We start from the raw sequence: 13,945 nt of genomic DNA, 5'->3' as shown, positions 1-13,945 counted from the left end.
TTATTATTTTTAACATCGAATCGCCTAAAAAATAGTCGCTGTCAGTGCCATGGTCGAATGTTCAACACGCCCTAATAAAGTCTTAGCATCAATGACTTAAACGTTTGCGACAAAATATTGCTATAAAAAAGGCATACTTATCACAGTATGCCTCAATGTTTATTAATAACAACCCGATTTTAAATTTTAGATAGCTTATTCTGCGTGGTCCATACATAAAGTGGCGTAAGGCACGGCTTTTAGACGCTCTTCTTGGATAGGCTCACCGCAGACTTCACACTCAGTATAAGTCCCGTTTTCGATACGGCTTAGCGCCTCATTAACATAAATAAGGTTCTGCCTAGCTTCTTCAGCCAGCAGCTGGCGCGTATCGTTTTGACGAATAGAGATCGCTTGATCTTCCCAGTCTTTATTGAGCTCGTCTTGCGGGTTTTGAATATGGTCTTCGATAGTATCGATGCGGGTTTGGTATTCTTCTTGTAGCTCTAATAGTGTCTTTTTGGCCGCATCTAAATCAATACTCATTGTACTCTCCTATTGGTTTTTGTTGTTTTGTACCGTAACAGCTTAAGGCGAATAAGCAAATAGTGCCACCACGAAATGTTACTGATATTTATTGAATAGGTTTATAAGGGCGTGTTGAACATTCAAATATTAGGACTGCTGATAGATAAAATCGCACCAAACTAGGCGTAAACCGACGATAATGTCGAGGCCTTAGCTAGGTTTACAACACCGTTTGGGGTGATTTTAGCATCAGCCCTTCGGGGCGGGGCTCTTTTTTGCCAATACATGGCGAAATTGTCTATCCTAGAATGACTAGGCTTCGAAAATTTCACTGCGTATTGCCTGAAAAATAGCCGCCGCCAGTGCCACATTTGAATGTTCAACACGCCCTAAAAGCGTTTATCGAAGGTTTGTTATCATGTGGCCTGTTTTGTTAAGTATAAATATAAGCGAGATAAAGTTGACGGTATATGAAATAGACCGCTAAAATGCGGCCAGCAAATAACGCTATACATAAGAGCCAGCATATGAGGGCTAGCGATTAAAAGCTAGCTGGTAACAAGTTAGCAGATGCGGCTTGTAAAATGAAATAGTGTCAAAGCAGTTGGACGTGCTCAACATGAGCTAATGAATAAATTAAGCATTCAATAAGAGACGATAAGGTAGAGAAGGTCATGAACTTTTTGCGTATGAGTGAGCTGGAATTGGCGGATAAGATGGTTTTAATTCGTGAAGATCTCAATGTCCCCATCAAAGACGGCAAAGTGATGAGCGATGCCCGTTTACAAGCAAGCTTGCCAACGATCAAAATGGCTTTAGACAAAGGCGCAGCTGTTATTATTTGCTCTCATTTAGGTCGTCCGACTGAAGGTAGTCCGGAAGATAAATACTCGCTTGCGCCAGTTGCCGACTATTTGACCCAAAAGCTGGGCACGCAGATTGATAAACCGGTCACTTTAAACCGTGATTATTTAGAGCAGAGTGTCGACATTCAGCCAGGAGAGGTGGTACTGCTTGAGAACGTTCGCTTCAATAAAGGCGAGAAGAGTAACGATGCTAGCTTATCGCAGCATTATGCTGACTTATGCGATGTCTTTGTGATGGATGCTTTTGGCACCGCTCATCGGGCGCAGGCATCTACAGAAGGGGTGACCCAAGCGATGCATCAGGCGGATAAAGTCGCTTGTGCAGGGCCACTACTAGCGGCTGAGCTCGATGCACTCAGCCGCGCGCTTGAGACGCCGGCTCAGCCTATGCTAGCGATTGTTGGCGGCTCAAAAGTTTCTACGAAGCTTGAGGTGCTGCATAGCCTAGCTGCCGTCTGCCGCCAAATTATCGTTGGCGGTGGTATTGCTAACACTTTTTTAGCAGCAAAAGGGCACAATGTTGGCGCTTCTTTATTTGAGGCAGACTTAGTCGATACCGCGCGTGATATTATGGCCAAAACTGACATTTTATTACCAGAGTATGTGGTTACCGCCAGCAAGAATGACATCGATTTTGCAGATTTTACCGGCTCACTGCAGCAAGCCAAGGCTGAGGTAAAAGCGGTTACCGATATAGCCGCTGACGATATGATCTTAGATGTCGCTGAGCCAAGCGCCAAAAAACTAGCCGACGCTATCAATAATGCGAAGACTATTCTTTGGAATGGCCCGGTTGGGGTCTTTGAAGTGGATGCTTTTGGTACAGGCACCCAAATTATCGCTAGAGCTGTGCAAGACAGCGACGGGTTTTCGATAGCTGGTGGCGGCGATACGCTAGCAGCTATTGATAAATATCAAGTCGCTGATGGCGTGAGCTATATGTCGACAGGCGGCGGCGCGTTCTTAGAATTTGTTGAAGGGAAGGTTTTACCTGCCGTAGCCGCCTTACAATTGAGCGCTTAAAATCGCTGATAGTAACACTAGAAGTACAAACTTCATAAATTAACTCAGGTAGGCTGTCAAATTATTCGCAAACGTTATCGTCATTTAATAGCGTTGAAGAATAATAGTATGGAGCAGTTATTATATTGTTAATATACTGAAAATTTTATTGCATGTCCTATTTGCTAACTATAAACTAGCGAAACCATGTAATTTGACATGCATTATTTACGAGAGGTTTATTATGTTAAAACGTCATTTGTTACTTGCCAGTATCCTTGCTGGTACTTTTGCAGTCACTGCATGTAGCCAACAAACTGAAGAGAACACCGAAGCTGCTGTTGAGTCTGCTGGTGATGACATCGCAGCTAACACAGAAGCTGCCGCTACTGAAGCTGAATTGGCTGCTCAAGACGCTGAAGTTGCTGCGCAAAACGCTGGTGATGAAATCGCTCAAGGCGCTGAAACAGCCGGAGCCGCTGCTACTGAAGCGCTAGCTAATACTGGCGATGCTATCGCTGATGGCACAAATGCTGCTGTCGAAGGTACAGCTGAAGCCGTAGCTGACGGTGCTGACGCTACAGAAGACGCTGCTAATGAAGTGGCCGTAGAAGCGGACCAACAGTACTAATACTCATTTAAGCCGCTGACACTATTTTGCACTAGCTTTAAGAGCACTGAGTTAAAGATAAATCTCTACTTTATTGAAGAAGCCTTGGTTATTACCAAGGCTTTTTTTTGCGTTTAGTCGTGCCAACTAACCTTGTCTATTATTAGGTTTTATGATTAAGGTGGCAAAAAGATAAATACAGACACAAGCACTACGAGAGAGGGGTATATTTTGCTATAATCGCCCCGCAACAATTATCAGTGTTACTTTCATGTCTTTAAAATTTAAATAGAGAGCGTTTTATGGCCTTAATATCCCTACGTCAGCTACTAGATCATGCCGCTGAGCATAGCTACGGCGTACCTGCTTTTAATGTCAACAACCTAGAGCAGATGCGAGCAATCATGATGGCAGCCGACGCTTGTGATTCACCAGTGATAGTGCAAGCAAGTGCAGGAGCACGTACTTATGCTGGATCCGCTTTTTTGCGTCATCTCATTCTAGCGGCTATTGAAGAATGGCCGCATATTCCGGTCGTTATGCACCAAGATCATGGTATGTCGCCGGCGATCTGTCAGCGTTCTATTCAGCAAGGGTTCTCCTCAGTGATGATGGATGGCTCTTTAGGTGAAGATGGCAAAACACCGATGGACTATGACTACAATGCTAGCGTCACTCGTGAAGTCGTCAAGTTCTCTCATGCCTGCGGCGTCTCAGTAGAAGGGGAGATCGGCTGTTTGGGTAGCCTTGAGACGGGCATGGCAGGCGAGGAAGATGGTTCTGGCGCGGAAGGCGTGTTAGGTCATGAGCAGTTATTAACCAGCAGCGACGAAGCCGAGCAGTTCGTCAAAGACACCCAAGTCGATGCACTAGCGATCGCAATCGGTACTAGCCATGGTGCCTATAAATTCACCCGTCCGCCGACTGGCGACATCTTATCTATCGAGCGGGTCAAAGAGATTCATGCGCGTATCCCCAATACGCATCTAGTGATGCACGGCTCGTCATCGGTACCGCAAGAATGGCTCAAAGTTATCAATGAGTATGGCGGCGATATCGGCGAGACTTACGGCGTACCCGTCGAGCAAATCGTTGAAGCGATTAAGCATGGTGTACGTAAGGTGAATATCGATACTGACTTGCGTCTGGCATCCACAGGGGCGATTCGTCAGCATTTGGCCCAAAACCCGAGCAACTTTGATCCGCGTAAATACTTCAAAGCGTCTATGCAAGCGATGTCCGACATCTGTACTAATCGCTTTGAAGCCTTTGGCTCAGCAGGTCAAGCGCATAAAATTCGTCCGATTAGCCTTGAGGGTATGGTTGAGTTTTATAAGTAAGTTTACTTGGTCAAAATAGCTTATTTAATGATATCTTATAACTCTATTAACGATAGGTGGCGCATATGATAGGACTGATTACTGGGCAAGTGCAGCATTTGATGGCATCAACCGCTTGTATTATGACCGCCTCTGGGGTGGGTTATGATATCGAGCTGCCGCTGTCGTCGTTCTGTCAGTTGCAGCTTGAACAGCAAGCGAGTATCTGGACGCACTTACATGTGCGTGAAGATGCGCAGCTACTGTTTGGCTTTATCGATCGTAAAGAGCGCGACGTGTTTCGGCAACTGATCAAAATCAACGGCGTCGGTGCTAAGATGGCTTTAGCGATGCTTTCAGCGATGTCAGCTGCGGAGCTCAAAATGCACGTTGAAGCGGATTCGGAAGTTGCGCTCACTCGCATACCAGGTATCGGCAAAAAAACCGCGCAGCGCTTGCTGATTGAGCTCAAAGATAAGCTGAAAAACATTGAGGTTGATGATAGTTCTTTAGTGCTTGATGTAGAGCCTGTTGTTGTCACCTCTGAAGGTAGTATTTTAGCGGAGGTGGAAGGGGCGCTAGTGAGCTTGGGCTATAAAGAAAAAGAAGCTCAGCAAGCCATCAAGGCAGCCAAAGCTGACGGCGCTACCTTTGATGACACCCAAAGTCTACTGAAAGCGACCTTGCAGCAGTTGTCGAGATTTTAGTTAACTTCGCTGATCACAACTTTTAATTCTTCATAAATAAGCGACACTAGATGTCGCTTATTTACCTTATATTGTCTCTGAATTAGGGTTTATGCATGACATAGACCAATACTTTGGTTATGCTATTTGCTAACTCAATATTTTTATAAAATGATACAACTATGACCCAAGAGCGATTAATTAATCCCTTAGAAGGCGCAGGTGATACGCCTGATGCCAATATTCGTCCGTCATTACTCGCTGAATATATCGGACAGCCGGTGGTGCGTGAGCAGATGGAGGTGTTCATTGGTGCGGCGCGGGCTCGTGATGAGGCGCTAGATCATACGCTGATATTTGGTCCACCCGGTCTAGGTAAAACCACGCTTGCCAATATCATTGCGCGTGAGATGGGCGGCAATCTGCGCTCAACCTCAGGGCCAGTGCTTGAGCGGGCAGGTGATTTGGCGGCGATGCTGACCAACTTAGAGGCAGGCGATGTGTTATTTATTGATGAGATTCATCGTTTAAGCCCAGTTATCGAAGAGATCCTTTATCCAGCGATGGAGGACTTTCAGCTCGATATTATGATTGGCGAGGGGCCCGCTGCCCGCTCCATTAAGCTTGATCTGCCGCCTTTTACTTTGGTTGCGGCGACGACGCGAGCGGGCCTACTGACCTCACCGCTACGTGATCGCTTCGGTATCGTGCAGCGCTTGGAGTTTTATAATATCGCTGATCTGACCACTATTGTTAGCCGCGCAGCGCGCTTGATGGGAGTTCCTATGAGCGAAGATGGGGCAGTGGAGATTGCACGCCGTGCTCGTGGTACGCCAAGGATTGCCAATCGCTTGCTGCGCCGAGTACGCGATTATGCTGAGGTTAGAGGCGATGGTAGTATCAATGGAGTAATAGCGGCAAGTGCGCTTGATATGCTAGCCGTTGATAGACGCGGGCTTGACCACTTAGATAGACGCTATATCGAGATTTTGTTAGAGCGTTTTGATGGTGGACCTGCAGGCGTGGAAGCCGTCGCGGCCGCCATGGCTGAGGATAGAGGTACGCTTGAGGATGTCATTGAGCCCTACCTTATTCAGCAAGGTTATGTACTGCGTACTGCGCGCGGCCGCATATTGACGCAGATGGCGATCGATCAGATGGAGTAGGTTTGTAAGTTTTATCGCTGTTTAAAACATGACGGCCATTTAGAATAAAAAAAGCGCTCACTTTTTTAGAGAGCGTTTTTTATTTTAAAAGAACTTACAAAAGCAGTTATCAGCTTATGAATCAGCTGTAGCTAGCGACTGTGGCCAAATCTTCCCCGGATTAAGAATGTTGTTTGGGTCAAGTGCAGACTTTATTGCTTGCATAACGGCGACGCTATTACCGTGTTCTTGTGCCATATGTTTTTGTTTGCCTTGACCGATACCGTGCTCGCCGGTACAAGTGCCTTCCATCTCGATGGTACGTACCGCTAGACGGCTAATAATAGCATCGGCCGTGGCGATCTCCTCAGGGTTCTCGGTATCGACTAATAGTAACACATGAAAATTACCATCGCCGAAAACAAATAGGCTTTAACGTCTTATAGCAGTAAAGATCATAGCAGTAACTATGACAGTGTCACTAACCTTGCTAGCGCTACTTTGACTCAGGATTTGAAGATTGTTATTAAGCTAAAATACGCCAAAGCACGGCTAAAACTGCCAAGATATAAAATAGCGGCGACAACCAGCCGATGACTTGGGTGGCAATGGCAATGCTAATCGCGAATCCTGCTAGCGCTAACCAGTCGCGGCGGCGGTCATTGAGCATATCCGCGCGTATTTGCTGCATCTCGCGCAGTTGGCTGTCTTGTCTTGAGCCTTGCGAGGCTAGGCTCTGTAAGCCCTGATCCAGCAGCTTTGGAATATCGGTACTCGATAACAAAATCTCAGGCAGCTGCTGACGTAGCTGCTGCAGATTACGCATAGGATCGAGCTGCTCTTTGATCCATCCGCTTAGAATTGGCTTAGCTAATGACCAGATATCAAGATCAGGATACAGATCGCGGCCTAGACCCTCGACATGCACTAAGGTTTTAAGCAGGAGCATCAGCTGCGGCGGGATACTCATGTGATGGCGGCGGGCAATGTCTAATATCTGCATGAGTACGCCAGCAAAATCTATCTCGTTGATCGATTTTTGCACCATAGGGCCGACCGTACGGCGCATGTCACGTACTAAGGCATGTTTATCGGTATTGGGCGGTATCCAGCCGGCGCGGCTCACAATATCAACTAAGGCGGTGAAGTTATTATTCATCACTGCAAGCAGCATTCGCGCCACTATTAGCTGATCTTCCTTTGATAAAGTACCCATAATGGCACAATCAAGACCGATGTAGCGCGGCGCATGACCTAAGTCGACAGGGGTTATCTCACTATTAAGAGTTTTAACAGGCGGGGTTTCGACAAAGACATTACCCGGATGCATATCGGCATGAAAGAAATTATCACGAAAGACTTGGGTAAAAAATATCGTTAAGCCTTTTTCTGCTAATGCCGCACGGTCATAACCAAGCTTATCAAAGACTTCTACTTGCGAGATCGGCACGCCTTGAATACGCTCCATGACCATGACGTTCTTTGAAGCGTCATAAACCTCAGGCACATACATTAGCGCGGAGCCTAAGAAGTTATTACGCATCTTAGTGGTATTATCAGCCTCTAGCGTCAAGTCGAGCTCATTGAGCATCACTTGCCGATAGTCCTCGACGATATCGATCAGATGCACCGCACGCGCCGCTTCTATGCGCGCAGAGGCCCAACTCGCAAGCTCGCGCAGCAGCTCAAAGTCAGCGACGATAGTCTTTTGAATATCGGGACGCACCACTTTCACGACGACTTCGCGGCCATCAGGCAAGGCAGCGGTATGTACCTGTGCAATGGAGGCGGCGGCTAAGGGTTTAGTATCGAAGCGGGTGAATAGGCTATCAATATTCTGACCTAAGCCATACTTGCTATCTTCGATTTGGGCGATAGCTGTAGCAACATCGAAAGGCTTTACTTTATCTTGTAATTGAATGAGCTGTTCGATGATCTCAGGCGGCACTAAATCACGGCGAGTCGAGAGCAGCTGACCTAATTTTAAGAACAGCGTACCCATATCCTCAAGTGCGTACTTGACGGCATTAGGCTGATGCTTTTTGCCCCAAGCGGCAGGGTGCAGCCGCAGTAAACGCGCTACGGGCTGCAGCTGCGGCGCTTCTTCTACAGGAAAATGGGTGTCGAGTCGATAACTGGCGGCAATACGCCAAAGCTCGAGTAGACGCGTGCGATGAGATAGTAGCATGAATAATAATTACTCTAGATAAGGGACAAGGTTAAAACAGTGGTAGCTGTGTTTGAGAAGATTTCGCAGTAAATTATTGATCTTGTCTTAAACGCGCTTGCTCCATTCTCAGCGCTGTCAGCTTAGCCTGCTCGCGCTCGACATCAGCACGCAGCTTGAGTAGCTGCTGCTTTAGATCGTTCACCTCAGCTTTATCAATTGGATCCGGCTCACTAGTACCTGCGATATCATTGGCCCAGTCAGTGACATCATCAAAGACGCGCTTACCACTGTGGCGTAGTCCCCATTTGAGCTGCGTGATTAATAGCTGTAGCTGACTTGCCATAGGTTTGCCAATCAATGGCTCTAGCTGACCGGCAATGTCAGGATCAAACCCAGCGACTAACTGCTTGAGCTGCATGAGCACTTTGTAGTCTCCCTCTATCGGCAAGTTACCTTTTGGCTCGCGCAGCAAGTTAAGCAGCTGCGCAGGATTATCTACGGTAATAATACAGTCAGGCTGACTGTGGCCTAGCCGCGCCATCTCCATATCTGCCTGCTCGCGCTCATCTAACGGATCGCCGCCGCGCGGCTCAAACACACTAGGAGTCGTTACTGGTTCAAAACGTAGGCGCTTATGATTGAATATAACGTCTAAATGCAGCTCTGGCATCGCCATGTTGAGGCGAAGCACTTTACCAGCAAGCGGCTCAAGACCGGCTTGGGTAATCTCATCACTCATCAAAGCGACATTAATTAGCTTCTCAGCGCCTGCCAAAAGTAAGACCGTTAGCATAATATTCTCACAGTAATCAGATTAGGGTTCAGCTTTAGACTTAAGCAGCTACGCTTTAAAACCGCGATGCACAGCAACGATACCAGCCGTTAAGTTATGATAATCGCAATTGACAAAACCCGCTTGCTGCATCATCTGCTTAAGCGTTTGCTGATTGGGATGCATACGGATTGACTCAGCCAAATACTGATAGCTCTCCGCATCATTAGCGACGATTTTACCCATCATCGGTAGCGCGGTGAACGAGTATAAATCGTAAGCTTTTGATAACGGCTCAAATATGGGTTTAGAGAATTCTAAAATCAGTAGACGTCCGCCGGGCTTGAGCACACGGTACATGGATCGTAGTGCAGCATCTTTGTCCGTGACATTACGTAGACCAAAGCTGATGGTTAATAAATCAAAGCTATCATCATCAAAAGGCGCTAGCGTCTCAGCATTGGCAAGGACAAAATCGACGTTATTGCAGCCGGCATTGATTAAGCGCTCACGGCCAACCTCGAGCATCGCGGCGTTGATATCTGACAGCACGACATGACCGTGACGACCGACTTCACGGCTGAACACCTTTGCTAAGTCGCCTGTACCACCTGCGATATCGAGCACCTTTTGGCCGGCGCGAACCCCTGATAAGCTAATCGCAAAGCGCTTCCACAAACGGTGAATACCAAAAGACATTAAGTCATTCATGATGTCGTATTTTTTGGCGACTGAGGTGAAGACGTCTGCCACGCGCGCTTGTTTTTCAGCCTTATTGACTGTCTTGTAGCCAAAATGCGTTTGCTCTAGACCATCGGTGTCTGGCGTATGCGGGTTATTGATATCGTCGCGCTGATTAAAGGCAGCTTTTTTGCTTGCACCGCTATTTAATGCAGACTGCACCTGAGACTGGGTTTGACTATCAGTAGCCGTATTCGGCATATCATAGTTAGACAGCGAGGTCTGTTGACCTTGCGGGGTTCCTACCGGTAAGTCTTGAACTTGGGTGAAATCATCGGCTTGCTGAGCGCCATCTTTACTGGTGTTTTGCTGTGCTTTAACTTGCTCGGTGATCTGCTGATTAGTGGCAATACTATCTTTCACTAATTGGTCTCGTTGTTTATCGCTCGGCAAACTCTGATTTTGAGCTAAACCATGGCCGGAAGAGGTTGTTTGATCGGTCATAAATATTTCCTATTACTGATATACACAGCGATGAATAAAGCGCTAAAGGACTGTCATTTAAATCAATTCATTTGAATAAATTTGTTTAAATCAATAATTATTTAGGCGGCCTCAAACACTTGTGCGGCGTTGTCGCTATCGCTGTTATGGACTTTGTCAATAATCTTGAGCTCGCGAGCACAAAAGGGATCGATAAAGCCTTTGACACTATCAAGAGGACGCATCGCAGCGAAGCCTGAATTGATAAAGTCGTATAAAGAGTTGAAGTTATAACGATAAGCGGTACGTTTTGTCATACCAAACGCTTTTCTTATCATAAATGAGTTGATGTACTTATCAGCGCGGTAACAAACTTCTTTGACGTTCTCGAGCTGAGCTTTACGAGCATCGCCTTCGTCAACAGCGCGGTAGGCTTTGAGCATAGTGTCTTCATTGACAGGTAGGCTATGCTCCATTAACCACTCAGCCAAATGCAAATCTAATTCAATCGCTAAAGTGGAAGCTGATATTGCCATGCTCCCGGTTTCTAGAGCAGTAGCAGGCGCAAAACGCTCGACTTTCTGAGCCTTTGGAACGATGCGCTGTAGCTGTTTGGCAAGCGCTTTGAATTCAGCACCGTCATAGAGCTGAGTCAAAAAATAATCCGCCATCAGCTTATTTTTGGGCTTATTAAATAGCTCACTATGAGTACGCTTGATACGTGCTCTTTGCCAAGCTTGTACTTCGGTCAGCTTTTGATTGAGTGCCTCATCATCGTGGTGAGGTAATTGCCAATAATGAGCTAAGTGTTGTTGTAAATCGGATAGAGCAGACATGAAGAAATCCTATAATAAATGTGTTAAAACCCGTGTCTAAGAGTATATGCGGTTTGTGACTTATACTAATAGCAAAAAAGCGTGGTGAGCGTAACCTTGTTTTGTAAACCAAAGCTTTTTATGAACCCCAAGACTTCGTAAATGAGTCTAGCGACTACTTTGGTATTTTGTTATGAGGCTATGATACATCAAAGACTAGCGCTTTTCCGTTGTTATGCGCTTTTTTTTCTTTCTTTACTAGGGCGTGTTGAACATTCACAAATGCGCACTGCTGATAGCTAAAATAGTTCTAGTCTAAGTGAAAATTGCAGGTAATGCAGATGCCTTAGCTAAATTTTTACAACGACTAGGGCGATTTTAGCATCAGCCCTCACTCTAACAACAGGGACAGGACTATTTTTTGCCGCTTTATTGGTAAAAATAGACGCTTAGAACGACTAAACTTAAAATTTCTATCTGCAAATCGCCTAAAAAATAGTCTCTGTCAGTGCCATGGTTGAATGTTCAACACGCCCTAATTATAAGTTTACGTTTACAAAAGCTTGAATAAAGCTTGCTGCGCTCAAAGAGAGACGATACCGCTACCAGACTTGCTATAAAGCTTGCTGTGCCGACATTACACAGTGGCGGATTATCAGTGGTTATAGATATGGGCTATGCCGTATCGTACTCAAGTTACCTTTAAATAAAAAACAATACAAATGGCAAACTGTTACACAGTGATATTATCTCGGTGGCAAGTGAATGCTATTATTCGTCTACTCCCTCCTAAAAATAATGACTAAGTGAGTCGCTATTATGTCTAACGATAAAGAGCATAAAACCGGTGCCAATAAAAAAAATGATGATACCCAGCAAGCCGTCAGCGCGCGCTTAGATCCAAAAGTGGTTAGTAGCCGGCTAACGCCCAATCCATTGAGTGAGTTTTCGATGGATAAAGACGAGCTAAGGCTTGCATTGGTCACTGCGCAATTCGCGCTTAGGGCGACCAGGCAACAAACACCGCCGCCGACCAATAACCCTACCGGCTTGCTGGTGCTCGTCAACGGTATGGAGCAAGCAGGTAAAGGCAGCTCAGTCAAGCAGCTGCGGCAGTGGGTCGATCCAAGGCTACTAAAAGTAGAGGCTACTATTGGCTACCCGCCCTTAGCTTATCAGCCTATCTGGCAGGCCCATACTAAAGCGATGCCGCGTCACGGCGATGTGATGGTTTATTTTGGGAATTGGTACGCCGATTTGATACATAACGTCATGCGCATGATTCAAGAGGCATCAGCAGACCGCGCAAGCGGGCAACAAGAATTGCCAACAGCAGATTGGCACCTTTATTTAACAGAGCAATTGGCTGAGCTTCAGACCTTTGAGCAAGATTTGCGCACCAATCATACCAAAGTATTAAAGTGCTGGTTTCATATTGATGCTGAGACGCTAAAGGAGCGTCTTAATGATGATAACGCAGATCCTCAGTATCTATATCAGATAGACTGGTGCGATGAGCAGGTGCTCGAGCAGTTTAACTTAATAGCCGCAACGATATTGCGTGAGCAAGGCGACTGGGTCATCATTGATGGTAATGACAAGTCGCAAGCACAGATAAGTTTTTGTCATGAAGTGCTTCATGCTATACAAGCGGCATTAGCGAGTAGTGAGGTGCCTGTCGAAGAAAACTCAGATAACGTCTCAGCGTCTAATATTGCCGCTTCTACTTTTGTAGCGGCAGAGGTACCAAAAGCGCTCACTGATATCAAAGACCATGACCTAGATAAGTCAGATTACAAAGAGGAGCTTGCGGAGAAGCAAGCTGAGTTTGCAAAGCTCATACGAGCTCGCGGAGGTCGTCATGTGGTATTTGCTTTTGAAGGTATGGACGCGGCGGGTAAGGGCGGCTCAATAAAAAGGATGGTAGCACCACTCGATCCGCGTGAGTATCAGATTTATAATATCGGCGCACCGATGCTCTACGAGCTGCAGCATCCTTATCTCTGGCGATTCTGGACGCGGTTGCCTAATGAGCAGACCGATCGCATAAGCCGTATTGCTATCTTTGATCGCACTTGGTACGGAAGAGTGTTGGTCGAACGTGTTGAAGCACTTGCTGAGCCTGCCGATTGGCAACGCGCTTATGGGGAAATCAATCGCTTCGAGGCGGATCTGCAAGCAGCAGGCACGCTTGTGATTAAGTACTGGTTAGCTATCGATAAAGACGAGCAGCTCAAGCGCTTTGAGGCAAGACGAGAGACTCCGCATAAAAAATTTAAACTCACTGATGATGATTGGCGCAATCGTGAGAAGTGGTCAGATTATGTACAAGCGGCAGCTGATATGCTCGCGCATACGGATACTGAGCACGCGCCTTGGTGTATTGTTGCGACCAATGATAAGCGCCGCGCGCGTCTTGATGTACTCGATCATGCTATTGCACAACTAAAAGCCTATAAATAAGTGGCAAAATAAAAGACAAAATCAGCGGTAAAACAAAAAGATAGGCACTGATGAACCTGTCGTTACAATTTTGGCAATTTCAATGTGCATAAATGCTAAATTTTTAATATAATGGGCGCACAAATAAGGGCTGATGATTCTTTAATTTCTAGGATCAGTCCTAAATACAGTATCTCAGTGTTTTAGTGCGTCGATGTTTACAGCTTTTATATTTATTATTTGGTATTTCATTGTCGCATTTTAATGATTTGTTCTAATTCTAATGGTTCCATTCTAATAAACTTGTCAGCGGATATTTATGATGTAGATAACCGCTAGTGACCTAAGCCGCGAGCTGCCTTAATCAATTGATTCGGACTGTTACTTGCGGCTTAATTGTATGTCTATAGCCTGTGGCAGGCAAGTTTAGAAGGATTGCTATACATT

11 protein-coding genes and 1 pseudogene are annotated in these 13,945 nt (G+C 46.0%); 6 read left to right on the top strand and 6 right to left on the bottom strand.

Translation table 11 applies throughout. From position 1 onward, the window contains the following. Nucleotides 1-195: 195 nt before the first annotated feature. Nucleotides 196-525: a TraR/DksA family transcriptional regulator gene (locus tag AAEY83_RS08320; RefSeq protein WP_025647315.1), complete on the bottom strand. Its 330-nt coding sequence runs from the start codon at nt 523-525 to the stop codon at nt 196-198. 656 nt (nt 526-1,181) lie between these two features. Here AAEY83_RS08320 and AAEY83_RS08315 point away from each other — a divergent pair. From AAEY83_RS08315 to ruvB, 5 genes are all read left to right on the top strand, one after another. Continuing rightward, nucleotides 1,182-2,396, top strand: coding sequence for a phosphoglycerate kinase (locus tag AAEY83_RS08315; protein ID WP_025647313.1), 1,215 nt, complete (start codon nt 1,182-1,184; stop codon nt 2,394-2,396). A gap of 223 nt (nt 2,397-2,619) precedes the next feature. Then, a complete protein-coding gene (locus AAEY83_RS08310; RefSeq protein WP_025647312.1) occupies nt 2,620-3,006 on the top strand; it encodes a hypothetical protein in 387 nt (128 codons plus the stop codon). A 281-nt stretch (nt 3,007-3,287) separates the two neighbouring features. Beyond that, nucleotides 3,288-4,325 (top strand): class II fructose-bisphosphate aldolase, encoded by a 1,038-nt coding sequence (gene fba / locus AAEY83_RS08305; RefSeq protein ID WP_025647311.1) that lies wholly within the window; start codon nt 3,288-3,290, stop codon nt 4,323-4,325. Between the two features lie 65 nt (nt 4,326-4,390). Beyond that, nucleotides 4,391-5,011 (top strand): Holliday junction branch migration protein RuvA, encoded by a 621-nt coding sequence (gene ruvA, locus AAEY83_RS08300; protein WP_025647310.1) that lies wholly within the window; start codon nt 4,391-4,393, stop codon nt 5,009-5,011. Between the two features lie 161 nt (nt 5,012-5,172). Continuing rightward, nucleotides 5,173-6,156: a Holliday junction branch migration DNA helicase RuvB gene (gene ruvB, locus AAEY83_RS08295; RefSeq protein ID WP_025647309.1), complete on the top strand. Its 984-nt coding sequence runs from the start codon at nt 5,173-5,175 to the stop codon at nt 6,154-6,156. 114 nt (nt 6,157-6,270) lie between these two features. On the opposite strand, the pseudogene AAEY83_RS08290 reads toward ruvB, so the two are convergent. From AAEY83_RS08290 to AAEY83_RS08270, 5 genes and pseudogenes are all read right to left on the bottom strand, one after another. Beyond that, nucleotides 6,271-6,552 (bottom strand): annotated as a pseudogene (locus AAEY83_RS08290) (FAD-binding oxidoreductase); the annotation flags it as partial. A gap of 109 nt (nt 6,553-6,661) precedes the next feature. Next, the gene (locus AAEY83_RS08285) at nt 6,662-8,323 is read right to left on the bottom strand and encodes an ABC1 kinase family protein (protein ID WP_025647307.1); all 1,662 of its coding nucleotides are present in this window, start codon (nt 8,321-8,323) and stop codon (nt 6,662-6,664) included. A 73-nt stretch (nt 8,324-8,396) separates the two neighbouring features. Next, nucleotides 8,397-9,098, bottom strand: coding sequence for a ubiquinone biosynthesis accessory factor UbiJ (locus AAEY83_RS08280; RefSeq protein WP_025647298.1), 702 nt, complete (start codon nt 9,096-9,098; stop codon nt 8,397-8,399). Nucleotides 9,099-9,146: 48 nt separating this feature from the next. Next, a complete protein-coding gene (ubiE, locus tag AAEY83_RS08275; RefSeq protein WP_025647296.1) occupies nt 9,147-10,262 on the bottom strand; it encodes a bifunctional demethylmenaquinone methyltransferase/2-methoxy-6-polyprenyl-1,4-benzoquinol methylase UbiE in 1,116 nt (371 codons plus the stop codon). 101 nt (nt 10,263-10,363) lie between these two features. Next, entirely contained in the window at nt 10,364-11,077 is a 714-nt protein-coding gene (locus tag AAEY83_RS08270) for an FFLEELY motif protein (protein WP_025647294.1), read from the bottom strand. A gap of 798 nt (nt 11,078-11,875) precedes the next feature. On the opposite strand from AAEY83_RS08270, the gene AAEY83_RS08265 reads away from it, so the two are divergent. Next, nucleotides 11,876-13,519, top strand: a complete 1,644-nt coding sequence (locus AAEY83_RS08265; RefSeq protein WP_025647292.1) for an ATPase — start codon at nt 11,876-11,878, stop codon at nt 13,517-13,519. The last annotated feature ends 426 nt before the right edge of the window (nt 13,520-13,945 follow it).

The sequence above is a fragment of the Psychrobacter sp. TB20-MNA-CIBAN-0197 genome (assembly GCF_040309765.1).
GTDB lineage: Bacteria > Pseudomonadota > Gammaproteobacteria > Pseudomonadales > Moraxellaceae > Psychrobacter > Psychrobacter submarinus.
Note: the sequence above shows the minus strand (reverse complement) of the source record. Positions and strands in the feature narration are given on the sequence as shown.

Coding starts and splice junctions, on each gene's coding strand:
- AAEY83_RS08320 (WP_025647315.1), bottom strand. CDS start 525: ATGAGTATTGATTTAGATGCGGCCAAAAAGACACTATTAGAGCTACAA.
- AAEY83_RS08315 (WP_025647313.1), top strand. CDS start 1,182: ATGAACTTTTTGCGTATGAGTGAGCTGGAATTGGCGGATAAGATGGTT.
- AAEY83_RS08310 (WP_025647312.1), top strand. CDS start 2,620: ATGTTAAAACGTCATTTGTTACTTGCCAGTATCCTTGCTGGTACTTTT.
- fba (WP_025647311.1), top strand. CDS start 3,288: ATGGCCTTAATATCCCTACGTCAGCTACTAGATCATGCCGCTGAGCAT.
- ruvA (WP_025647310.1), top strand. CDS start 4,391: ATGATAGGACTGATTACTGGGCAAGTGCAGCATTTGATGGCATCAACC.
- ruvB (WP_025647309.1), top strand. CDS start 5,173: ATGACCCAAGAGCGATTAATTAATCCCTTAGAAGGCGCAGGTGATACG.
- AAEY83_RS08285 (WP_025647307.1), bottom strand. CDS start 8,323: ATGCTACTATCTCATCGCACGCGTCTACTCGAGCTTTGGCGTATTGCC.
- AAEY83_RS08280 (WP_025647298.1), bottom strand. CDS start 9,098: ATGCTAACGGTCTTACTTTTGGCAGGCGCTGAGAAGCTAATTAATGTC.
- ubiE (WP_025647296.1), bottom strand. CDS start 10,262: ATGACCGATCAAACAACCTCTTCCGGCCATGGTTTAGCTCAAAATCAG.
- AAEY83_RS08270 (WP_025647294.1), bottom strand. CDS start 11,077: ATGTCTGCTCTATCCGATTTACAACAACACTTAGCTCATTATTGGCAA.
- AAEY83_RS08265 (WP_025647292.1), top strand. CDS start 11,876: ATGTCTAACGATAAAGAGCATAAAACCGGTGCCAATAAAAAAAATGAT.